Raw genomic sequence first — 21858 nt, forward strand, 5'->3', positions numbered from 1 at the left:
CGTCCCGCCCCGCCCTCATTTCAGGCCGGCCGCCTCCGCCGCCGTACGCAGGACGTCCCGCAGCATCTCGGGCGTGAGCCTGCCGGTGAAGGTGTTGCGCTGGCTGACGTGGAAGCACCCGAAGAGGTCGAGCCCGTCCGGGCTCGCGGCGCCGTCCAGCGGGACCCGCGCACCGTGCGCGAACGCCGGCCGCGGCCTGGGCACGCTCCACCCCGCCTCCACCAGCGCGGGCAGGGTCGCCTGCCAGCCGAAGGCGCCCAGTACGACGACGGCCCGCACGGTCGGGCGCAGCAGCCTCAGCTCCCGCACCAGCCAGGACCGGCAGGTATCGCGCTCACCCGGCGTGGGTTTGTTGGCGGGCGGTGCGCAGTGCACCGGGGCCGTGACGCGCACGCCGTACAGTTCAAGGCCGTCATCGACGGCGACCGACGTGGGCTGCGAGGCGAGGCCGACGTCGTACAGCGCTTGGTACAGCACGTCTCCGGAGCGGTCCCCGGTGAACATCCGCCCGGTGCGGTTGCCCCCGTGCGCGGCCGGGGCGAGCCCGATGATCAGCAGCCGGGCGTCCGGCGGGCCGAAGCCGGGCACCGGGCGGCCCCAGTACGTCTGGTCGGCGAAGGCGGCGCGCTTCGTGCGGGCCACTTCCTCACGCCAGTCGACCAGCCGCGGGCAGGCCCGGCAGCCCGCGAGGGTGCGGTCGAGATCGGCCAGGGCGTCCACAGCTCCACCGTAAGGCCGTCGCGGCCCCGTACGAAGGCTGCGTGCGGGGACTGCGTGCGGGGACTGCGAGGGCGGGACGGGACTAAGGTCGAGGCATGGCTTCCGAGGATGACGAGGAGAAGGCCGGCGGCACGGCCGAGGGGCAGCCGGAAACGGCCGACGCGCAGCCGGCCGTCGACCCGCAGATCGCCGCCGCCGTGGCCGCGGCCGAGGCCGCCGGTCCGCAGAGCGGCGGGTCCGTACGGATCGACAGCTGGATCTGGGCCGTACGCCTGGTCAAGACCCGCTCCATGGGCGCCACCGCCTGCAAGGGCGGGCATGTGCGCGTGAACGGCCAGAACGTGAAGCCCTCCCACTCCCTGCGCATCGGCGACGAGGTGCGTCTGCGCCAGGAGAACCGGGAGCGCATCGTCATCGTCAAGCGGCTGATCCGCAAGCGGGTCGGCGCACCGGTGGCAATCCAGTGCTACGTCGACAACTCGCCCCCTCCCCCGCCGCGCGAGGCAGTCGCCCCGGCGGGCATCCGCGACCGCGGCACGGGCCGCCCGACCAAGCGGGACCGCCGCGAGCTGGAACGACTCCGCGGACTCATGGGCGGCGGCGCGGAACGACCGCGCGGACGGTGACATACGACGGCGGCGTCCGGCGGACCGAGAGGCCCGGGCCGGACGCCACCGAATCGTTCCGCACAGCGGACAGGCGCACAGACGCTCCTGTCACGCGCGTCGTCGTACCAGCCGCAGCAGATCCGCGTTCGAGCTCCGCCGCGCCCAGGCGATCAGGGCGAGGGGCACGATCAGGATGAGCGGTGTCGCGGCGTTCTCGCCGCCGAAGGCGGTGATGGTGACGACGAACGCGCCGACCATCAGCGCGCTCAGCGCCATCGCCGCCACCGACTGCAGCACCGGGATCAACAGCGCTATGGCCCCGGCCAGTTCGAGCGCACCGATGGTGTACATCCCCGCGCTGCCCCAGCCGAGCTCGTCGAAGCCCTCGGCGGCCGACGGGTGCGCGATCAGCTTCGGCAGCGCGCTCGCGATCCCGTAGAAGAGGGCCAGCAGAATCTGCAGGCCGCGCAGGGCGATTCGGGCGCGGCGGCCGCGCGGGGTCGCGGACTCGGCGATGACGGTGCCGGACGTGCGGGCCGTGGCGGAGGCGGCGGCGGTGACGGAGGCGGTGGTCTCGGACATGGGGGTCTCCTGGGTGAAGCGTTCCGTGGTGCTGTCGGAGAGGTAGACCGGGGCCGACTGCGGAACTCATCGCCGCAGGAGGGCAATTCGTCATCGCCTACGGAGAACTCTCAGCCGCTACGAGACGACTCACCCGCTACGAAGAACTGTCACCCGCGCCCGTCGAACGGCAGCCACCCGTGCCCCACGTACCAATGACCGCCCGCCCGCAGGTGGTCCCCGACGGCCCGCTCCACGGCCGTGCGCCGCGGCAGGTTCTCGACCGGCAGTTCGGGGTCGCCGAAGACGAACTGGACCGGCTCGCTGTCGGCCTGCTCCCGGTCCTCCTGGGCGATGCGGAAACGCTCCTGGAAGCGCACGATGTTGGAGTCCCCGGGGAGGTACTTCCTGAGCTGCGGGTCCAGCAGCCAGGAGTGGCACGTCACCACCTCGTAGCGCTCCCGCGGAAAGTGTGCGGCGAAGAACTCCCGGGCCAGTTCCAGGGACCGGTCGACCGCGGCCGGTGACAGCGGCCCTGAGAAGTCGGGGATGTGCACGTTGAGACAGCCCGAGTCGGGGCCCACGTCGAGCCCGGCCGCCGCGAGCCTCGTCCCCGCACGCTGCCCGAGCCGCGCCCGCTCGAACTGCAGCCGCCCCAGCTGGTACAGCTCGCCACGGAAGTGATGGACGAGCCACCACGGTGCCTGCACACCCGTGCGGCCATGCCGCCTGCGGTGCACGGCCATGTTCCGCCCGAGGTCCGCGAGGGTGCGTCGGGAGACATCGACGGGGATGCCGCGCTCACGGTGGTAGGCGCGCGTGGCCGGCAGCGCCGCGACGAACACGTACACCGGAAAGCAGCGCCGCAGGGGGCCCGAGGCCCAGTCCAGGTCGGGCAGGTCGACCGGGCCGCCGACCTCTCCGATCCCCCGGACGAGCTCGTCGACGGACCGCTCCAAAAAGTGCCGCAGCTCCGGGTCGTCCGTCACCCGTGGGCCCATCCGCACGAGATCGTTGATGTCCTCGTGGGGTACTCCGAGGTCGAGCAGGCTTTCGGCCAGTTCATCGGTGTCCGGCAGCACGAGGCCCCCTTCGAGGAGTACGAGGAGTACGTTTCAGGAAGGAGCGGTGATCCCGATGCGTACGGGCAGTGAGCCCAGGACAGCGCGCAGTGCCCTGCGGGCACGTTTCTGGCTGTGCGTGTGGGGCGTGGTGTGGGCGATCTTCGGTACCGCAGCGTTCGCGCTCGCGGGACGCCCCGGCTGGGCGGCGGCCTGCGGGGCGCTGTGGCTGGTGATCACGATCGACATGGCCATGGTCCTCAGACACATCCGCCAGGGCCCGCACTACCAGCCGGGCCGCGACATACCGCCGTACCGCCCGCCCGAGAATCCCCACCGCTAGGCGCCGCTCACGCTTCGAACCGTGCCGCCTTGAGGTACTGCGGGTTCGGGTCGAGCGCGGCCGCCAGCCGGAAGTGGCGCTTGGCCTCGTCGGGCCGGCCCCGGCGCTCGTAGGTCCGGGCGAGCGCGAAGTGCGCGAACGCGTTGTCCGGCTCGCGCTCCAGGACGATGGTGAACTCCAGCTCGGCGGGCCGCAGTTGCGCGGCGGCGAAGAAGGCACGCGCGCGCAGCAGCCGGGCTGCGGTGTTCTCCGGGTGCGCGGCGATGACTCCGTCGAGCAGCTTCACCGCGCCCCGCGGATCCCGCGCGGCGAGCAGTTGCTCGGCGGCGCGGAAGTCGATGACATGCGTCTCCGGAGTACGTCCGGTCGATCCGCTGGTCTCGGGCACGGCAAAGTCCTTCCCTCACTGGAAGGGTTCAACGCGTGATCGCGCCGCGGCTATTCCTGCGGCGAGCGGGGCTGAGTGCTTCCCTGGGCCCCGTGGGCTCTGCGCACGAGCTCGTCCCACACGTCCTTCACACGCCGCTGAAGTTCTTCCAGTGGTACGTCGTTGTCGATGACGATGTCCGCGATCTCCAGGCGCTTGTCACGCGTCGCCTGCGCGGCCATGCGCGCGCGTGCGTCCTCCTCGGTCATGCCGCGCAGCCGCACGAGCCGGTCGAGCTGGGTCTCGGGGCCGGCGTCGACGACGACCACGACGTCGTACAGCGGCGCCAGTCCGTTCTCCGTGAGAAGCGGGACGTCGTGGACGACGACGGTGTCCTCGGCGGCGGCCTCTTCGAGCTCGCGGGAGCGGGCGCCGACGAGGGGGTGCACGATCGAGTTCAGTACGGCGAGCCGGTCGGGGTCGCCGAAGACGATCGAGCCCAGCTTGGGCCGGTCCAGGCTGCCGTCCTCGGTGAGCACGTCCTCGCCGAACGCCTCGACGACGGCGGCGAGGCCGGGGGTGCCGGGCGCGACGACCTCGCGCGCGATCCGGTCCGCGTCGATCAGCACGGCCCCGTGCTCCACGAGCAGCCGCGACACCTCGCTCTTACCGGCTCCGATGCCCCCGGTCAGGCCCACCTTCAGCATGACCCGAAGCTTAGGGCCTGCCACTGACAAAGCACCGGGCAGGCCGTACTTCGCCCCTGGACCGCCGTCGGCGGCGGACCTCAGTTGTCGCCTTCACGCTCCGCCAGGAATCGCTCGAACTCCTGCCCGATCTCGTCCGCCGACGGGATGTCCACCGGTTCGGCGAGCATGTTGCCCCGGCTCTCGGCGCCCGCGACCGCGTCGTACTGGTGCTCCAGGCCCTCCACGAGGTTGGTGAGCTCCTCGTCGCCCTCACGGATCTGCCGGTCGATCTCGTTCTGTGTGCGGTGGGCGTCCGTGCGCAGGGAGTGCGCGATGCCGGGCAGGACCAGCCCGGTGGCCGCGGTGACCGCCTCCAGGACGGTGAGCGCCGCGTCCGGGTACGGGGAGCGGGCGATGTAGTGCGGGACGTGCGCGGCGACGCCCAGGACGTCGTGCCCGGCCTCCATCAGCCGGTACTCGACCAGGGCCTCGGCGCTGCCGGGCACCTGCGCCTCCTCGAAGGGGCTGCGGTGGCCGGGGACGAGGTCGACGCGGTTGCCGTGCGGGGTGACGCCGACCGGGCGGGTGTGCGGGACGCCCATCGGGATGCCGTGGAAGTTCACCGACAGACGCACCCCGAGCCGCTCCACGATCTCCTTGACGGCAGCGGCGAAGCGCTCCCATTCCACGTCCGGCTCGGGTCCGGACAGCAGCAGGAAGGGCGCACCGGTCGCGTCCTGGACGAGCCGCACCTCGATGGCGGGGTCCTCGTACTCGGCCCAGCGGTCGCGCTTGAACGTCAGCAGCGGGCGTCGGGCGCGGTAGTCCACCAGCCGGTCGTGGTCGAAGCGGGCGACGACCTGGTGGGGCAGCGAGTCCAGGAGCCCGTCGACGATCTGGTCGCCGGTCTCACCCGCGTCGATGTATCCGTCGAAGTGGTAGAGCATGACAAGGCCGGCCGACTCCTGGGCAAGCGCCATGTCGACAACGGCGAGGCCCTTCGGCTCCCATGCGTACAAACCCTGCGGATCAAGCACTGTGACCGCTCCTCCTCGTGTCCATACGCCACAACGCCCTTGCGGGCGTGGGCATTCCCGAGGGAGCAACTCATTGATCTTGCCGGTCTGGGCAACGCCCTTAAGGGGCGCGGGGCTGTATCGATGTGCGGCTCCGCCGCGTGGGCGCGACAAGCCCCCACCGGTCGGCACCCGAAGAACAACCGGAAACGCCTGAGGGGCCGCACCTCGAAAGGTACGGCCCCTCAGTCAACTGCTAGGCCTCAGCGGCCGGCGTTCAGCTCTGGCCGCCCGCCAGCTTCTCGCGCAGCGCGGCAAGCGCCTCGTCCGAGGCAAGCGCGCCGGAGTTGTCCGGGCCCTCGGAGGAGTACGAACCGCCACCACCGGACGCGGCCGGAGCCGCACCCGCAGCGTCGCCACCCTCGGCGGCAGCCGCAGCGTCCGCCTCGCGGGACTTGATGACCTGGGCCTGGTGCTGCTCGAAGCGCTGCTGCGCCTCGGCGTACTGGCCCTCCCAAGCCTCGCGCTGGGTCTCGTAGCCCTCGAGCCAGTCGTTGGTCTCGGGGTCGAAGCCCTCGGGGTAGATGTAGTTGCCCTGGTCGTCGTAGGACGCGGCCATGCCGTACAGGGTCGGGTCGAACTCGACCGAGGCCGGGTCGGCACCGAAGGACTCGTTGGCCTGCTTCAGCGAGAGGCTGATGCGGCGGCGCTCGAGGTCGATGTCGATGACCTTGACGAAGATCTCGTCGTTGACCTGGACGACCTGCTCCGGGATCTCCACGTGGCGCTCGGCCAGCTCGGAGATGTGGACCAGACCCTCGATGCCCTCGTCCACGCGGACGAACGCACCGAACGGAACCAGCTTGGTGACCTTACCCGGGACGACCTGACCGATCTGGTGGGTCCGGGCGAACTGCTGCCACGGGTCCTCCTGCGTCGCCTTCAGCGACAGGGAGACACGCTCGCGGTCCATGTCGACGTCGAGAACCTCGACGGTGACTTCCTGGCCGACCTCGACAACCTCGGAGGGGTGGTCGATGTGCTTCCAGGAGAGCTCGGAGACGTGGACCAGACCGTCGACGCCACCCAGGTCCACGAAGGCACCGAAGTTGACGATCGAGGAGACGACGCCGGAACGGACCTGACCCTTCTGGAGGGTCGTGAGGAACGTCTGGCGGACCTCGGACTGGGTCTGCTCCAGCCAGGCACGGCGGGACAGGACCACGTTGTTGCGGTTCTTGTCCAGCTCGATGATCTTGGCCTCGAGCTCCTTGCCCACGTAGGGCTGGAGGTCGCGAACGCGGCGCATCTCGACCAGGGAGGCCGGGAGGAAGCCACGGAGGCCGATGTCGAGGATGAGACCACCCTTGACGACCTCGATGACGGTACCGGTGACGATCCCGTCCTCTTCCTTGATCTTCTCGATGGTGCCCCAGGCACGCTCGTACTGGGCGCGCTTCTTCGAGAGGATCAGGCGGCCTTCCTTGTCCTCCTTCTGGAGAACAAGGGCTTCGATCTCGTCACCGACGGCGACGACCTCGTTGGGGTCGACGTCGTGCTTGATCGAGAGCTCGCGGCTCGGGATAACGCCTTCGGTCTTGTAACCGATGTCGAGCAGGACCTCGTCCCGGTCGACCTTCACGATGACGCCGTCGACGATGTCGCCGTCGTTGAAGTACTTGATCGTCTCGTCGATCGCGGCGAGGAAGGCTTCCTCGTTACCGATGTCGTTGACCGCAACCTGCGGGGTGGTGGCGGTGGTCTCGGTGCTGCTCGTCATGTGGGAAAGGGCTCCGGTACGGACATTGAAGTCGTAGGTACTGCTACGCCGGGAGCCCGTATCGCTCTGAAGAAGCCGGACAGCCAAGGAAGCGCCTCACCAGGGAAAGGTGATGGCGCCTCGAAAACCGAGGGGACATACAACAGATGCGAGCGCAGCCTGCTACGTCTGAGGAGCGCAGGCCCGCAGCGCAACTTGTAGCATACGGGGGCAGCCGGACAGGGTCAATGCGCGAAGCCGCCCACCCGGGGCGGATCGCCGCATACCCGGCACAAAACCTGTCTCCTGAGGCCACGCAGGCCTTGGGGCACCCCTTGCGTGACACGACCGTGAGGGCCCGCGCCGTTCAGGTGACGGAAGAGTACGACGAGGGAGCCGATCATCCAAGAGTACGAACCGGAGGCCACGCGCCGTGAGTCCGGCGTCGCGGAGAGCTCGCGCGCCAACCGTGGCTGGTGGGACCGGAACGCGGACGAGTACCAGACCGAGCACGGCACGTTTCTCGGCGACGACCGATTCGTCTGGGGCCCCGAGGGCCTGGACGAGGTGGAGGCCGAGCTGCTCGGCCCGCCGGAGGACCTCAAGGGCAAGGACGTCCTGGAGATCGGCGCCGGCGCCGCCCAGTGCTCGCGCTGGCTGACCGCGCAGGGGGCCCGCCCGGTCGCCCTGGACATCTCCCACCGCCAGCTCCAGCACGCGCTGCGCATCGGCGGCGCGTTCCCCCTGGTGTGCGCCGACGCGGGTGCGCTCCCCTTCGCCGACGCCTCCTTCGACCTGGTGTGCTCGGCGTACGGCGCGCTGCCGTTCGTCGCCGACCCGGTGCTGGTGCTGAAGGAGGTGCGCCGGGTGCTGCGGCCGGGAGGGCGTCTCGTCTTCTCCGTCACCCATCCCATCCGCTGGGCCTTCCCCGACGAGCCGGGCCCGGAGGGCCTGACCGTCTCGGCCTCCTACTTCGACCGCACTCCTTACGTCGAGCAGGACGACGAGGGCCGCGCGGTCTACGTCGAGCATCACCGCACGATCGGCGACCGGGTCCGGGACGTCGTGGCGGCGGGCCTGCGGCTGGTGGACCTGGTGGAGCCGGAGTGGCCGGCCTGGAACACCTCGGAGTGGGGTGGCTGGTCGCCGCTGCGCGGGAACCTGATCCCGGGGACGGCGATCTTCGTGTGCGAGCGAAGCGAGATGGGGGCACCCCCGGCCGGAGGCTGAGGGAGAGACTGAGAGCGTGATCCGTTACGACGCACTGGACGCGCTGCCCGTACGCAGCGCCCTGCCCGGTCTGAACGACGCCCTGGACACGCACGGCACCGCGGTGCTCGTCGCGCCGCCCGGCACCGGCAAGACCACCCTGGTGCCGCTGGTGCTGGCCGGGCTGCTCGGCCAGGGACCGGCGCGGCGCGTCGTCGTGGCCGAGCCACGCCGGATCGCGGCCCGGGCCGCCGCACGGCGGATGGCGTGGCTGCTCGGCGAGAAGGTCGGCGAGGGCATCGGTTACACCGTGCGGGGCGAACGGGTCGTCGGGCGCCACGCACGCGTGGAGGTCGTCACGACCGGTGTGCTGTTGCAGCGTTTGCAGCGCGACCAGGAGCTGGCGGGCGTCGACGTGGTGGTGCTCGACGAGTGCCACGAGCGGCATCTGGACGCGGACACGGTGGCGGCGTTCCTGTGGGACGTCCGTCAGGCGCTGCGGCCTGAGCTGCGGCTGGTGGCCGCGTCCGCGACGACGGACGCGCAGGGGTGGGCTCGGCTGCTGGGCGACGCGCCGGTGGTGGCGGCGGAGGGCGTCGCGCACCCCGTGGAGGTGGTGTGGGCACCGCCGACGCGTCCCGTACGGCCCCCGCACGGCATGCGGGTCGACCCGGCGCTGCTGACGCACGTGGCGTCGACGGTCCGGCGGGCGCTGGCCGAGCGGGCGGGGGACGTGCTGTGTTTCCTGCCGGGTGTCGGCGAGATCGCGCGGGTGGCCGGGCAGCTGGGGGATCTCGGGGACGTCGAGGTCCTGCAGGTGCACGGTCGGGCCCCGGCGGCCGTGCAGGACGCGGTGCTGACCGGCTCGGAGCGGCGCCGGGTGGTGCTGGCGACGTCCGTCGCGGAGTCGTCGCTGACGGTGCCCGGCGTGCGTGTGGTCGTCGACTCCGGGCTGGCGCGGGAGCCGCGGGTCGATCACGCGCGTGGGCTGAGCGCGCTCACGACGGTCCGGGCCTCGCAGGCGGCAGGCCGGCAGCGGGCGGGGCGGGCCGGGCGTGAGGCACCGGGTGCGGTGTACCGGTGCTGGGCGGAGGCGGAGGACGTGCGGCTGCCGCGGTTCCCGTCGCCGGAGATCAAGGTGGCCGACCTGACGGCGTTCGCGTTGCAGGCGGCGTGCTGGGGCGATCCGGAGGCGACCGGGCTGGCGTTGCTGGATCCGCCGCCGAGTGGGGCGATGGCGGCGGCGAGGAGCGTGCTGACGGCCATCGGTGCGGTGGACTCCGACGGGCGGGCCACCGCGCGCGGCGCTGCGCTGTCCCGGCTGGGGCTGCATCCCCGACTGGGCCGGGCGCTCCTGGACACGTCCGGCGCGGGTGCCGAGGCGGTCGCGCTGCTGAGCGAGGAGGCTCCGAGGGAGTACGGGGACGACCTGGCTGCCGCTCTGCGGGCGGCTCGGCGTGGCGGTGACGCCTATGCGGGGCGCTGGCGGGCGGAGGTGGGGCGTCTGCGGGCGAACAGCGAGACCTCGGCCGCGCAGAGCGTGGACGACCGCACCGCGGGTCTCGTCGCCGCTCTCGCCTTCCCCGAGCGGGTGGCCAAGGCCGACGGCGGTTCCTACCTCATGGCCTCCGGCACCCGCGCCGAACTCGGTGCCGGCAGCCCGCTGCGAGGTGCCCCGTGGATCGCCGTGGCCGTCGCGGACCGTCCCGTCGGCAAGGGGCACGCGCGCGTGCAGCTCGCCGCCGTGGCGGACGAGGACATGGCCCGTTCCGCGGCGGCCTCGCTGTACTCCGAGAGCCAGGAGGTCCACTGGGGCGACGGGGACGTCGTCGCCCGCCGGGTCGAGCGGCTCGGGGCGATCGAGCTCGCGGTGCGGCCCTTGCGGGACGCCGACCCCGTACTCGTACGCGATGCGCTCCTGCAGGGGCTGCGGCAGGAGGGGCTCGGCCTGTTGCGGTGGTCGCCCGACGCCGGCGTACTGCGGCAGCGGCTCGCTTTCCTCCATCTCCACCTCGGTGCGCCCTGGCCCGACGTCTGCGACGACGCGCTGCACGCGCGCGTGGACGAGTGGCTGGAGCCCGAGCTGAGCCGGGCGCGGCGGCGGGCCGATCTGGCGCGTATCGACGCCGGGCAGGCGCTCACCAGGCTGTTGCCGTGGGCCTCCGGTGAGGCCGGGCGGCTCGACGAGCTGGCGCCCGAGCGGATGGCCGTACCCAGTGGGTCCAGAATCCGGATCGACTACGGCAACCCGGAACAGCCCGTCCTCGCCGTGAAGTTGCAGGAGATGTTCGGACTGCACGAGTCGCCGTCCGTCGCCGGTGTGCCGCTCCTGGTCCACCTGCTCTCCCCCGCCGGCCGGCCCGCCGCCGTCACCGCCGACCTCGCCTCCTTCTGGCGGGACGGCTACAAGGGCGTACGGGCGGAGTTGCGCGGCCGGTATCCGAAGCATCCGTGGCCCGAGGACCCCGCCTCCGCGGAGCCGACCCGGCACACGAACGCCAGGCTCAGGCGCTGACCGGCTCCGGTTCGGTGTCCTTCGTCGGTTCCGGGTCGCCGGGGCGGCGGCCGCGTGCCTCCAGGTAGAGGGACAGCGCCAGGAGCAGCAGGCCCAGGGTCAGGAAGCCCCAGGGGAGATACGACGTCAGCAGCAGGACCAGCGTGCGGTTGGACTTGACCAGGTCCACCGTGGAGGCGATGTAGTCCTCGCGCATCTTCACGTGCCCGGCGAACGCCGTCACCTTGTCCCGGTCCCCGAGCAGGGTGCCGCCGCGCAGCTCCTCCTTGTGGATCTCCTCGCCGTAGACGGGCGCTCCGGTGAGCGGTTCGACCCAGAACTTGCGGACGGTGGTGTACCAGCGGGTCGTGCCGGTCTTGGCGACCGACTCCGGGGTGATGCCCTCGACCGGCATGGTCTTGGGGAACCTGACCTTGGTCCACGGGATGGTCTGCTCGAAGTAGTAGACCTCGACGCCGCGGAAGTTCTGGGTGCCCTTGTAGTGGATGGGCGCGGTGATACGGGCCTGCGCGTCGAAGTACTCGTAGTCCCGTTTCTCCGTCAGGAAGGGCCACTTGAACTCGATGCCCTGCCGCTTGACCGGGTCGCCGTCGACCATCTCCCCGGTGGCGTGGACGGGTTCCTGGGTGTGGGCGTCGAAGATGTAGCGCTCGGGGATCTTGGAGACCATCTTGCCGTCGGGGCCGACGACGTAGGACAGGCCGTCCCAGACCACCACGTCCTTGCCGGCCGTCTTCTCGATCTTCTCCGAGGCTTCGACGTTGCCCTTGAGCGTCTGCACGATGGTGACCTTGGAGACCTTGCGGGCCGTCATCGTGCCGTAGTCGAGGAGGGTCGCGTCCTTCGCCTCGAGGACCATGTCCTGGTACTGATCGGCCGGGATCTTGGCCAGGCGCGGGAAGGCGTACCAGCGCAGCAGCGGGGACAGCGCCGCGAAGAACACGGCGAGGGCGAGCAGGACCAGGCCGGCCTTGCGGCGCATCTCGGCCTCCCTCCCGGACGGGCGGTTACGGGTGTGTGGGCACCGTCGTCAGCAGCGGCTTGGGGGATGTCTCACCCGCCGGTGACCCCATCGCGGTCATCGCGAGGGCCAGGGCGAGCGCGGCGACGAGACCGGTCGCGGCGGCGATCAGGGCACGCATACCGGCCTCCCGAATCTGATACAGCGTCAGGTTCGGCACCGTAGCAACGGGCGGGCGAGATGAGAACACGTTGCGCGCATGAACAAGCGCGTGCACAAGCGCGTGAACAAAGGGCATGAACAAAGGGCGCCCCCGTCCGCCGTGGCGGAGGGGCGCCCTTCGGTGGGCTCTGCGGTGCTTACGCGCTCGGGCTCGGCGATGCCGATCCGGACGCCGACTCCGACGGCGTCGGGCTGGGTGACGTCTCGGCGGCCGCCACCTTCAGCTCGACGGTCAGCGTGGCGCCGCCCGCCGTGTTGATGCGGAGCAGGAACGTGCCGGTGGTGTCGTCGGCGTACAGCTTCGGCAGTTTGAGCAGACCCTTCGCGTCCGTCGTCAGGCCGGTCAGGGTGCGTACGGCCTTGCCGTCGGCGTCCTTGAAGTAGGGGCCCTTGTCGTTCTCGGCCGGGTCGTCCGCCGACTTGATGAGCGTGGCGGTGGCCGCGACCTTGTCCGCCACGGATTCCTTGTAGGTCGCCTTGACCTCGACCTGCTCGGCGAACTCGCCGCCGGGCGTGCAGATCAGCGCGGTCTCGCTGGTGCGGGTCAGGGCGTCGGCGGCGCGCTCGGTGACGGTGGCCGCGTAGTCGAGGCCGGCGACCATGCGGCCGACGACGGTGGCGCGGACCACGAAGTCGCCGGTGTCCTCGCCCGCCCTGAGCGCGGGCGCGGTCGCCTCGCCGGCGCTGTTGGTGAGGACGGTCGCGTACTTCTCGCCGGTGCTGAAGGCGGCGTCGGTGGCGCCGATGATCGTGAAGCGGACCCGGACCTTGGCGACGGCCTTGCCGGCCTTCGTCTCGGCGCGGGTGCCGATCTTCTCGGTGAAGGTGTCGCCGGCCATCGCGGTGAGCTTCGCGGTCCCCGCGTCCTCCAGGTGGTCCACCGTGTCGGTGGGCGTGGGAGGCGTCGTGCTCGGCGGGGTGGTGCCCGGGGGCGGCTTGGGGCTGGTCGAGCCGTGGTCGCCGCCCGGCTCGGGGCTGCTCGGCGTCGTCGGTTTCGTCGTCGGCGTGCCGGGCGTCGTGGGCCGAGTCGGCGTGGGGCTCGCGCCCGCCGTGTCGTCGCTGCGGTCCGACGGGAGGGTGCCGGTGCCGTCCGGGATCTCGTGCGTGCCCTTGCGGTAGTACTCCAGCCACCTCATGACGAGGTTGAGGTAGTCCTGCGAGTTGTTGTAGCTGAGGATCGCGCGGTCGAGGTCGCCCTGGGTGGACAGGTCCCAGCCGAACCGGCACAGGTAGTGGCCGGCGGCGAGCGCGGCGTCGTAGATGTTGTTGGGGTCCTTCTTGCCGTCGCCGTTGCCGTCACGGCCGGCCCACTCCCAGGTGGAGGGGATGAACTGCATGGGGCCGACGGCACGGTCGTACGAGCTGTCCCCGTCGTAGGCGCCGTTGTCCGTGTCGCTGATGTTCGCGAAGCCGTTGCCGTTGAGCTGCGGGCCGAGGATCGGGGAGATCGTGGTGCCCTCGGCGTTGACGCGGCCGCCGCGGGCCTGGCCCGACTCGACCTTGCCGATCGCGGCGAGGAGCTCCCAGGGGAGGTTGCAGCCGGGCTTGGCCTGCTGGAGCGCGGCCTGGGCCCTCTTGTACGCGTCGAGGACGGTCGCGGGGATGCCCGCCTCGGTGACGCCCGGGTCGACGGAGCTGTCGGCGGACGGCGAGGGGTTGGGGCTGTTGAGCGGCGGCAGGTCCGTGTAGTACGGCGAGTTGCCGGTCGCGCTGTCCTCGGCGGGTGTGTCCGGGGAGGGCTGGGTGCCGGTGGTGACCCGTCTGCCGGCGTCGTCGGTCGTCACTCCCGGAGCCTGGGACGCGGCCAGTGCCGCGACCACGACCGCGGCCACCGTGGTGTTCACCGCCCCCTTGCGGAGCCTGCCGAATTGCGCCGCCATGAAATGGACCCCTCCCGTGGACGCCCGGGCGCCCGACTCTGCCTGCCGGTCTGCCGGCCGGGCTCGCCGTGCCGAGCCCGCCCCTGTTGTGACGATCGACTCGCCGCGACAGTTGCCCTCGCGGCACGCTTTTAGTCGCTGTTCATCTGTTCGACCGCATGCCCACGGCGCGGTGACCCAGGCGACACTACGACAACTTCCTTTGCGGGGGCACCCGTTGGTGCCCGATTTTTACCGGTTGGCCACGTGCGGTCTGTCCGTCGGATGTCCCTCATACTGGCTTCGCCGACGCCCCCGGCCGACCAGCCCCGCCAACACCCCGCACGAGGAGCCCCGTTGCCGTTCACGCTCAGCCACGCGGCGGCCGTACTGCCCGGCATACGCACCGACGGAACCGGTCGCCTCGCACTTGTACCCGCCGCGGTGGTGGCGGGGTCGTTCTCTCCCGACATGACCTATTACGTGGCGAGTGCCCTGCCGGAGGCGATGAAGTTCGGCGATGTCACGCACTCGTTCGCGGGCGTGTTCACCGTCGATGTGGTGGTCGCCTGGGCGCTGGTGGGCCTGTGGCTCCTGGTGCGTGAGCCACTGGTGGCTCTTCTGCCGCCTCGGCGACAGGCGCGGCCGGCCACGCTGGTGCGCTGCGGGGCGCCACGCGCGCGCGTACGGCCGTCGTCGGCGCTGCGCTGGTACGTCTCGGCCGTCCTCGGCTCGCTGACGCATGTCGTGTGGGACGCGTTCACCCATCTCGACCGCTGGGGCATGCGGCTCTTCCCCGTCCTGGGCGAGGAGATCGCGGGATCGCCGCTGTACTGGTATCTGCAGTACGGCGGTTCGGCGGTCGCCGCGGTCGTCATCGCCGCGTTCGTGATCGTGGCGCTACGGCGGACCGCTGCCGTCGCACCGGTCGGCGTTCCGGTGCTTTCGGTGCGGGACCGGTGGTGGGCCGCTGTGGTGATCGGCGGGTGTGCCGCAGTTGCGGCCGTGCAGCGGGCGTCGCGCTGGTGGGCCTACTGGGGGTCCACCGCGAAGTACTGGGAGCTGATTCCCACGTTGTGCTTCGGAGCGGGCGCGGGGCTCGTTCTGGGACTGGTGCTGTACGCCGTCGGCGTCAGGGTGTGGCGTCCGGTCCGGGGCCCTGGCAGTTCGGATGCGGATGCGGATGCGGATGGGGCCGGTCGGGAGCCGAGCCGTCCGGGGGCTCGGTGACGGTCTCGGCCGTCGCGACGAACACGGTGACGGTACGGCCCCGACTGCCGGGGCGGCGGCGTGGGAGTGCGGTGCGGGCGAGGGCCAGGTAGCCGCGGAGGGTTGTCGCCCTGTGCCGCAGAGCTGCCAGCAGGTCGGCGGGGATGCGGGCGGTGCTTGCGCCGGAGGCGAAGGGTGGGACCGAGGGCCGCGCTGTGGGGACGTCTTCGGTGTTCGCGTTCGCCGGTGCCGGGGCCGTCCGGCGGTTGAGCGTGCGTATACCCATGCCCGCATCCTTACGGGAGCCGGGTGGGGGGAGCGCTTTTGCGGGGGCCACGCGAGTGACGGGTCCCTCCGGGGGTTGGGCCGGGCCCCCTGGTGATTGCCGGGTTGCGGTGGTTCTCGGGGCTGCGGGTCGCTTGTGGGGGGCCTGCACGTCTGCCTGGTTGCGGCCCGCCCGGGGCTGCGGGTCGTTCGTGGCTGGTCGCGCAGTTCCCCGCGCCCCTTTGGGGCGCGTTGTGGGTCCGTCCCTCCAAAGCGCCACCGGGTGCCGGGCAGGATGCCAATCTGCCCGGCATTGACGGGAGGGCCTGCGGCGGCGACTAGTGGGCCGCCGACTCCCAGTCCGGGCCCGCGCCCACCGAGACGCCCAGGGGGACGTTGAGGTGGACGGCGTTGGACATTTCCCGGCGGACCAGTTCCTCGGCGGTCCGGCGCTCGCCCGGGGCGATTTCCAGGACGATTTCGTCGTGGACCTGGAGGAGCATGCGGGAGGTGAGGTTCTCCTCGCGCAGGGCCCGGTCGACGTTGAGCATGGCGATCTTGACGATGTCCGCCGCCGTGCCCTGGATGGGCGCGTTGAGGGCCATGCGCTCGGCCGCCTCGCGGCGCTGGCGGTTGTCGCTGTTGAGATCGGGGAGGTAGCGGCGGCGGCCGAAGAGCGTCGCCGTGTAGCCCGTCGCCCGCGCCTCGTCGACGGCGCGGCGCAGGTAGTCCCGGACGCCGCCGAAGCGCTCGAAGTAGGCGTCCATCAGCGCGCGGGCCTCACCGGCGTCGATGTTCAGCTGCTGGGAGAGGCCGAAGGCCGACAGCCCGTAGGCCAGGCCGTACGACATCGCCTTGATCTTGCGGCGCATCTCCGCGTCCACCGCGGCGGGCTCCACGGCGAACACCTGCGAGGCGGCCGTGGTGTGCAGGTCCTCGCCCGAGGTGAACGCCTCGATGAGGCCCTCGTCCTCGGAGAGGTGCGCCATCACGCGCAGCTCGATCTGGCTGTAGTCCGCGGTCATCAGGGACTCGAAGCCCTCGCCGACGACGAAGCCCCGGCGGATCGCCCTGCCCTCGTCGGTGCGCACCGGGATGTTCTGCAGGTTCGGGTCGGTCGAGGAGAGGCGGCCGGTGGCCGCGACCGTCTGGTTGAAGGTCGTGTGGATACGGCCGTCCGCCGCGATCGTCTTGATCAGGCCCTCGACGGTGACGCGGAGCTTCGCCTGCTCGCGGTGGCGGAGCATGATGACCGGCAGTTCGTTGTCGGTCTGGGTGGCGAGCCACGCCAGGGCGTCGGCGTCCGTCGTGTAGCCCGTCTTCGTCTTCTTCGTCTTGGGCAGGGCGAGTTCGCCGAAGAGGACCTCCTGGAGTTGCTTGGGCGAGCCCAGGTTGAACTCGTGCCCGGCCGCCGCGTGCGCCTCCTTCACGGCCTGCTGCACAGCGCCCGCGAACATCTGCTCCATGGCCTCCAGGTGCGCCCGGTCGGCCGCGATGCCGTGCCGCTCCATGCGGGCCAGCAGGGCGGAGGTCGGCAGCTCCATGTCGCGGAGCAGGTCCGCGGCGCCGACCTCCTCCAGACGGCTCTCGAAGGCCTCGCCCAGGTCGAGGACGGCGCGGGCCTGGATCATCAGGGCCTCGGCCTCGGCGCCCTCGTCCGTGCCGAAGGCCAGCTGGCCGTCAGCCGCGGCGGCGGGGGCCAGCTCGCGGTGCAGGTACTCCAGGGACAGCGCGTCCAGGTCGAAGGAGCGGCGGCCCGGCTTGACGAGGTAGGCGGCGAGTGCGGTGTCCATGCGCACACCGGCGATGCTCCAGCCGTGCTCGGCGAAGACCCGCATCGCGCCCTTGGCGTTGTGGAAGATCTTCGGCCTGTCGGCGTCGGCCAGCCAGGCGGTGAAGGCCTTCTCGTCGGCCTCGTCCAGCTGCGACGGGTCGAACCAGCCGGCCGCGCCGTCGGCCGCGGCGAGGGCGACCTCGGCGACCGAGCCGGTGCCGAGCGCCCAGGTGTCGACGGTGGCCACGCCCAGCGGCTCGCCGCCGTGCTCCGCCAGCCAGGGGGCCAGTCGGCCGGTGCCGAGCACGGCGCCGTCCAGCTCCACGCCCTCGGTCGAGATCGGCGTGGCCTCGGCCTCCTCGGCACCTGGGTCGACGCCGAAGAGGCGCTCGCGCAGGGACGGGTTACGGATCTCCAGGGTGTCCAGGATCATCGCGACGGCCTTGCGGTCGTACGGCACGCGCGCGACATCGGCGACGGTCTTGGGCAGCTCGACGTTGCGCTCCAGCTCGGTCAGGCGGCGATTGAGCTTGACCGACTCCAGGTGGTCGCGCAGGTTCTGTCCGGCCTTGCCCTTGACCTCCTCGACGCGCTCGACCAGCTCGGCGAACGAACCGAACTGGTTGATCCACTTCGCCGCCGTCTTCTCGCCGACGCCGGGGATGCCCGGCAGGTTGTCGGACGGGTCGCCGCGCAGGGCCGCGAAGTCGGGGTACTGGGCGGGCGTCAATGCGTACTTCTCGAAGACCTTCTCCGGGGTGAAGCGGGTCAGCTCGGAGACGCCCTTGGTCGGATACAGCACCGTCGTGTGCTCGCTGACCAGCTGGAAGGAGTCCCGGTCGCCGGTGACGATCAGCACCTCGAAGCCTTCGGCCTCGGCCTGGGTGGCGAGCGTGGCGATCACGTCGTCGGCCTCGAAGCCGTCGACGGCGAACCGCGAGACGCGCATCGCGTCGAGCAGCTCGCCGATCAGCTCGACCTGCCCCTTGAACTCGTCCGGGGTCTTGGAGCGGTTCGCCTTGTACTCCGTGAACTCCGCGGAGCGCCAGGTCTTGCGGGACACGTCGAAGGCCACCGCGAAGTGCGTGGGCGCCTCGTCGCGCAGCGTGTTGGCCAGCATCGACGCGAAGCCGTAGATCGCGTTCGTCGGCTGGCCCGTCGCGGTCGTGAAGTTCTCCGCGGGCAGCGCGAAGAACGCACGGTAGGCCAGCGAGTGCCCGTCCATGAGCATCAGGCGGGGCCGGCTGCCGCCGGGGTTGGTCTCGGTCTGCTTCGATGCTGTCTCTGCCACGTCCCCGATCCTGCCACGCCCCACTGACAGTCGGTCCCCACCGGGGGGTGCGGCCCCCGGGCCGGGGTTCACGTAGCGGGCGGGCAGGGGTTCACGTAGCGGGCGGAGAGGGGAATACGGGTGCCGGGCCCCCACCCCCGTTGTCGGTCCCGCGTGCGAGGATCGGAGATGTACCTCACACGTGTACACAAAGGAGAGCGCGCGATGGCCACCAAGCCGCCCAAGGGTGATCCGGTTCAGGACGCGCCCCAGGTCGCCGAGCCGAAGCATGCGGCGGCGGGGCTGCCGGCCATCGGGCACACCTTGCGGATCGCGCAGCAGCAGATGGGCGTGAAGCGCACCATGCTGACGCTGCTGAACGTCAACCAGAAGAACGGCTTCGACTGCCCGGGCTGCGCATGGCCGGAGCCGGACCACCGACACAAGGCGGAGTTCTGTGAGAACGGCGCGAAGGCGGTGGCCGAGGAGGCCACCCTGCGCCGGGTCACCCCGGAGTTCTTCGCCGCGCACCCCGTCGCCGACCTCGCGATGAGGAGCGGTTACTGGCTGGGCCAGCAGGGGCGGCTCACGCACCCCGTGTACCTCCCCGAAGGGGGCACGCACTACGAGCCGGTGACCTGGGAGCGCGCCTTCGACATCATCGGCGAGGAGATCACCGCCCTCGGCTCCGCCGACGAGGCGGTCTTCTACACCTCGGGACGCACCAGCAACGAGGCCGCGTTCCTCTATCAGCTCTTCGCGCGCGAGCTCGGCACCAACAACCTGCCGGACTGCTCGAACATGTGCCACGAGTCCTCCGGGTCGGCGCTGAACGAGACCATCGGCATCGGCAAGGGCAGCGTCCTGCTGGAGGACCTCTACAAGGCCGACCTGATCATCGTCGCCGGGCAGAATCCGGGGACGAACCACCCGCGCATGCTCTCCGCCCTGGAGAAGGCCAAGGCCAACGGCGCGAAGATCATCAGCGTCAATCCGCTGCCCGAGGCCGGCCTGGAGCGCTTCAAGAACCCGCAGACCCCGCAGGGCATGCTCAAGGGCGCCGCCCTCACCGACCTGTTCCTGCAGATCCGCATCGGCGGCGACCAGGCCCTGTTCCGCCTCCTCAACAAGCTCATCCTGGAAACGCAGGGCGCCGTCGACGAGGACTTCGTCCGCGAACACACCCACGGCTACGAGGAGTTCGCCGCGACCGCCCGCGCCGCCGACTGGGACGAGACCCTGACGGCGACCGGCCTCACGCGCGCGGAGATCGAGGAGGCCATGGCCATGGTCCTCGCCTCGCAGCGCACCATCGTCTGCTGGGCCATGGGCCTCACCCAGCACAAGCACTCCGTGCCCACCATCCGCGAGGTCGTCAACTTCCTTCTGCTGCGCGGCAACATCGGCCGCCCGGGCGCGGGCGTGTGCCCGGTACGCGGCCACTCGAACGTGCAGGGCGACCGCACGATGGGCATCTTCGAGCGGCCCGCCCCGGCCTTCCTGGACGCCCTGGAGAAGGAGTTCGGGTTCGCGCCCCCGCGCGAGCACGGTTACGACGTCGTGCGGGCCATCCGCGCCCTGCGCGACGGCGAGGCGAAGGTCTTCTTCGCCATGGGTGGCAACTTCGTCTCCGCGACCCCGGACACCGACGTCACCGAGGCAGCCATGCGGCGCGCCCGCCTCACCGTGCACGTGTCGACGAAGCTCAACCGCTCGCACGCCGTCACGGGCGCGCGTGCGCTGATCCTGCCCACCCTCGGCCGGACCGAGCGCGACCTCCAGGGCAGCGGCGAGCAGTTCGTGACCGTCGAGGACTCCATGGGCATGGTGCACGCGTCCCGGGGCCGCCTGGAGCCCGCGAGCGCGCATCTGCTGTCGGAGCCGGCGATCGTGTGCCGCCTGGCACGCCGCGTGCTGGGCGAGAGCAGCGCCACCCCCTGGGAGGAGTTCGAGAAGGACTACGCGACGATCCGGGACCGTATCGCCCGCGTGATCCCGGGCTTCGAGGACTTCAACGCGCGCGTGGCCCACCCCGGCGGCTTCACGCTCCCCCACGCCCCGCGCGACGAGCGCCGCTTCCCGACGGCAACGGGCAAGGCCAACTTCACGGCGGCTCCGATCGAGTACCCGACGGTGCCCGAGGGGCGGCTGCTGCTGCAGACCCTGCGGTCGCACGACCAGTACAACACCACGATCTACGGCCTCGACGACCGCTACCGGGGCATCACGAACGGCCGCCGGGTCGTGATGATCAACCCCGAGGACGCGCAGCGGCTGAACATCGCCGACGGCTCGTACGTCGACCTGGTGAGCGAGTGGAAGGACGGCGTCGAGCGGCGGGCGCCCGGCTTCCGTGTCGTCCACTATCCGACGGCCCGGGGCTGCGCGGCCGCGTACTACCCCGAGACCAATGTCCTCGTCCCGCTGGATGCCACCGCGGACACCAGCAACACCCCGGCCAGCAAGTCCGTGATCGTACGTCTGGAACAATCGGCGACCGACTGAGCGTTTGCTCAGTCGACGCCAGATCACGACGAACGGAGCCGGGCCCCATGGGCGAGCAGCAGCACGTGAAGTTCCCGCAAGAGGTCATCGACGAGTACGCCGCGCTCGGCGTCGACCTGCCCGCCCTGTTCTCCGCCGGGCACCTCGGGACGCGCATGGGTGTCCAGATAGTGGAAGCGTCCGCCGAGCGGGTCGTGGGGACCATGCCGGTGGAGGGGAACACCCAGCCGTACGGACTGCTGCACGGCGGCGCGTCCGCGGTGCTCGCCGAGACGCTCGGGTCGGTGGGCTCGATGCTGCACGCCGGCAGCTCCAAGATCGCCGTCGGCGTCGACCTCAACTGCACCCACCACCGCGGCGCCCGTGCCGGCCTCGTCACCGGCGTGGCCACACCCCTGCACCGGGGCCGCTCGACGGCGACGTACGAGATCGTGATCAGCGACGAGGCCGGGCGGCGGGTGTGCAGCGCCCGGCTGACCTGCCTGCTGCGGGACGTGAACCCGAGCGACGGCGAACAGCTCCGGGCGATGGGCTGAGCCGACCCAGGTGGCCCTCTTGCGGCAACTCCCTTGAGGGCAACGCCCTTTGCCGCCGCGCCCGGCGGCGGCGCTCCCCGGCGTGATTCCGCCCCGTACGCAACACCCTTGCGCCACCCCGCCATTGAACCCGGACGCCCGGCGGCCTAACGTCGAGGCATGACGTCGGGAGGGGCCCCCGGGAGCGGGGCAGTGCCCGGACTCCCGCTCTCGGCCGCCGGGTTGACGACCGAAAGCGGTGAGCCGGGCAATGCGCAATTCCATTTTCGTGCCCCGTACACGAAAACAGCCGAAGAACTCCGACCGACTTTCCCGGCTGTAACTCTGCGTAATACGACTGCAATACAGACCCCCACTTCTCCCGCACCGCGCACCCTTCCCACACGTCCGCAGAGACCCTTGGGTAGCCT

Annotated in this window: 18 protein-coding genes; 7 read left to right on the plus strand and 11 right to left on the minus strand. The window is 71.2% G+C overall.

Translation table 11 applies throughout. The annotated features are described in order from the left end of the window. Window positions 1–15: 15 nt before the first annotated feature. Window positions 16–720: a uracil-DNA glycosylase gene (locus ACFY5C_RS15425; RefSeq protein WP_389444560.1), complete on the minus strand. Its 705-nt coding sequence runs from the start codon at window positions 718–720 to the stop codon at window positions 16–18. Between the two features lie 95 nt (window positions 721–815). Here ACFY5C_RS15425 and ACFY5C_RS15430 point away from each other — a divergent pair, with 95 nt between their 5' ends. Continuing rightward, window positions 816–1346: an RNA-binding S4 domain-containing protein gene (locus ACFY5C_RS15430; RefSeq protein ID WP_389444562.1), complete on the plus strand. Its 531-nt coding sequence runs from the start codon at window positions 816–818 to the stop codon at window positions 1344–1346. A 90-nt stretch (window positions 1347–1436) separates the two neighbouring features. Here ACFY5C_RS15430 and ACFY5C_RS15435 read toward each other — a convergent pair whose 3' ends face one another. Continuing rightward, window positions 1437–1910, minus strand: a complete 474-nt coding sequence (locus ACFY5C_RS15435) for a DoxX family protein (protein ID WP_389444563.1) — start codon at window positions 1908–1910, stop codon at window positions 1437–1439. Between the two features lie 149 nt (window positions 1911–2059). Continuing rightward, on the minus strand, window positions 2060–2971 hold the full coding sequence (locus ACFY5C_RS15440; RefSeq protein ID WP_389444565.1) for an acyltransferase domain-containing protein: 912 nt from the start codon (window positions 2969–2971) through the stop codon (window positions 2060–2062). Between the two features lie 55 nt (window positions 2972–3026). Here ACFY5C_RS15440 and ACFY5C_RS15445 point away from each other — a divergent pair, with 55 nt between their 5' ends. Next, window positions 3027–3293, plus strand: coding sequence for a DUF6343 family protein (locus ACFY5C_RS15445; RefSeq protein ID WP_389444567.1), 267 nt, complete (start codon window positions 3027–3029; stop codon window positions 3291–3293). A 7-nt stretch (window positions 3294–3300) separates the two neighbouring features. Here ACFY5C_RS15445 and ACFY5C_RS15450 read toward each other — a convergent pair whose 3' ends face one another. The 4 genes from ACFY5C_RS15450 to rpsA form a co-directional block, all read right to left on the minus strand. Then, on the minus strand, window positions 3301–3681 hold the full coding sequence (locus ACFY5C_RS15450; protein ID WP_389444568.1) for a tetratricopeptide repeat protein: 381 nt from the start codon (window positions 3679–3681) through the stop codon (window positions 3301–3303). 50 nt (window positions 3682–3731) lie between these two features. Beyond that, entirely contained in the window at window positions 3732–4367 is a 636-nt protein-coding gene (coaE, locus tag ACFY5C_RS15455) for a dephospho-CoA kinase (RefSeq protein WP_389444569.1), read from the minus strand. A gap of 80 nt (window positions 4368–4447) precedes the next feature. After that, window positions 4448–5386 (minus strand): PAC2 family protein, encoded by a 939-nt coding sequence (locus ACFY5C_RS15460; protein ID WP_389444570.1) that lies wholly within the window; start codon window positions 5384–5386, stop codon window positions 4448–4450. Window positions 5387–5642: 256 nt separating this feature from the next. Then, window positions 5643–7145, minus strand: coding sequence for a 30S ribosomal protein S1 (gene rpsA, locus ACFY5C_RS15465; protein ID WP_328882335.1), 1503 nt, complete (start codon window positions 7143–7145; stop codon window positions 5643–5645). A gap of 378 nt (window positions 7146–7523) precedes the next feature. Here rpsA and ACFY5C_RS15470 point away from each other — a divergent pair, with 378 nt between their 5' ends. Continuing rightward, complete coding sequence (locus tag ACFY5C_RS15470) at window positions 7524–8354, plus strand: class I SAM-dependent methyltransferase (protein ID WP_389444827.1); 831 nt, start codon at window positions 7524–7526, stop codon at window positions 8352–8354. Between the two features lie 16 nt (window positions 8355–8370). Next, on the plus strand, window positions 8371–10848 hold the full coding sequence (gene hrpB / locus ACFY5C_RS15475; protein ID WP_389444571.1) for an ATP-dependent helicase HrpB: 2478 nt from the start codon (window positions 8371–8373) through the stop codon (window positions 10846–10848). Here the strand turns inward: hrpB and ACFY5C_RS15480 are convergent. The 3 genes from ACFY5C_RS15480 to ACFY5C_RS15490 form a co-directional block, all read right to left on the minus strand. Beyond that, window positions 10838–11830 carry a DUF3068 domain-containing protein gene (locus ACFY5C_RS15480; protein ID WP_389444572.1) on the minus strand — a complete coding sequence of 331 codons (993 nt, stop codon included), beginning with the start codon at window positions 11828–11830 and terminating at the stop codon, window positions 10838–10840. The two genes, hrpB and ACFY5C_RS15480, sit on opposite strands and share 11 nt — an antisense overlap. Before the next feature lie 25 nt (window positions 11831–11855). Then, entirely contained in the window at window positions 11856–11990 is a 135-nt protein-coding gene (locus ACFY5C_RS15485; protein ID WP_389444573.1) for an SPW_0924 family protein, read from the minus strand. Between the two features lie 178 nt (window positions 11991–12168). Beyond that, entirely contained in the window at window positions 12169–13911 is a 1743-nt protein-coding gene (locus ACFY5C_RS15490; RefSeq protein ID WP_389444574.1) for a lytic transglycosylase domain-containing protein, read from the minus strand. 336 nt (window positions 13912–14247) lie between these two features. Here ACFY5C_RS15490 and ACFY5C_RS15495 point away from each other — a divergent pair, with 336 nt between their 5' ends. After that, entirely contained in the window at window positions 14248–15120 is an 873-nt protein-coding gene (locus tag ACFY5C_RS15495; protein ID WP_389444575.1) for a DUF4184 family protein, read from the plus strand. A gap of 581 nt (window positions 15121–15701) precedes the next feature. Here the strand turns inward: ACFY5C_RS15495 and polA are convergent. Further along, window positions 15702–18428, minus strand: coding sequence for a DNA polymerase I (gene polA / locus ACFY5C_RS15500; protein ID WP_389444576.1), 2727 nt, complete (start codon window positions 18426–18428; stop codon window positions 15702–15704). A 204-nt stretch (window positions 18429–18632) separates the two neighbouring features. Between polA and ACFY5C_RS15505 the strand changes: the two genes are divergently transcribed. Further along, the gene (locus tag ACFY5C_RS15505) at window positions 18633–20912 is read left to right on the plus strand and encodes an FdhF/YdeP family oxidoreductase (RefSeq protein ID WP_389444577.1); all 2280 of its coding nucleotides are present in this window, start codon (window positions 18633–18635) and stop codon (window positions 20910–20912) included. 47 nt (window positions 20913–20959) lie between these two features. Next, complete coding sequence (locus ACFY5C_RS15510; RefSeq protein ID WP_328428441.1) at window positions 20960–21448, plus strand: hotdog fold thioesterase; 489 nt, start codon at window positions 20960–20962, stop codon at window positions 21446–21448. The last annotated feature ends 410 nt before the right edge of the window (window positions 21449–21858 follow it).

Source organism: Streptomyces sp. NPDC012935, assembly GCF_042900345.1.
In the GTDB taxonomy this organism is placed as follows: domain Bacteria; phylum Actinomycetota; class Actinomycetes; order Streptomycetales; family Streptomycetaceae; genus Streptomyces.

Bases quoted from the DNA above. Each gene is read 5' to 3' on its own strand.
- ACFY5C_RS15430 (WP_389444562.1), top strand. From the start codon at position 816: ATGGCTTCCGAGGATGACGAGGAGAAGGCCGGCGGCACGGCCGAGGGG.
- ACFY5C_RS15435 (WP_389444563.1), bottom strand. From the start codon at position 1,910: ATGTCCGAGACCACCGCCTCCGTCACCGCCGCCGCCTCCGCCACGGCC.
- ACFY5C_RS15445 (WP_389444567.1), top strand. From the start codon at position 3,027: ATGCGTACGGGCAGTGAGCCCAGGACAGCGCGCAGTGCCCTGCGGGCA.
- coaE (WP_389444569.1), bottom strand. From the start codon at position 4,367: ATGCTGAAGGTGGGCCTGACCGGGGGCATCGGAGCCGGTAAGAGCGAG.
- rpsA (WP_328882335.1), bottom strand. From the start codon at position 7,145: ATGACGAGCAGCACCGAGACCACCGCCACCACCCCGCAGGTTGCGGTC.
- ACFY5C_RS15480 (WP_389444572.1), bottom strand. From the start codon at position 11,830: ATGCGCCGCAAGGCCGGCCTGGTCCTGCTCGCCCTCGCCGTGTTCTTC.
- ACFY5C_RS15485 (WP_389444573.1), bottom strand. From the start codon at position 11,990: ATGCGTGCCCTGATCGCCGCCGCGACCGGTCTCGTCGCCGCGCTCGCC.
- ACFY5C_RS15490 (WP_389444574.1), bottom strand. From the start codon at position 13,911: ATGGCGGCGCAATTCGGCAGGCTCCGCAAGGGGGCGGTGAACACCACG.
- ACFY5C_RS15505 (WP_389444577.1), top strand. From the start codon at position 18,633: ATGGCCACCAAGCCGCCCAAGGGTGATCCGGTTCAGGACGCGCCCCAG.
- ACFY5C_RS15510 (WP_328428441.1), top strand. From the start codon at position 20,960: ATGGGCGAGCAGCAGCACGTGAAGTTCCCGCAAGAGGTCATCGACGAG.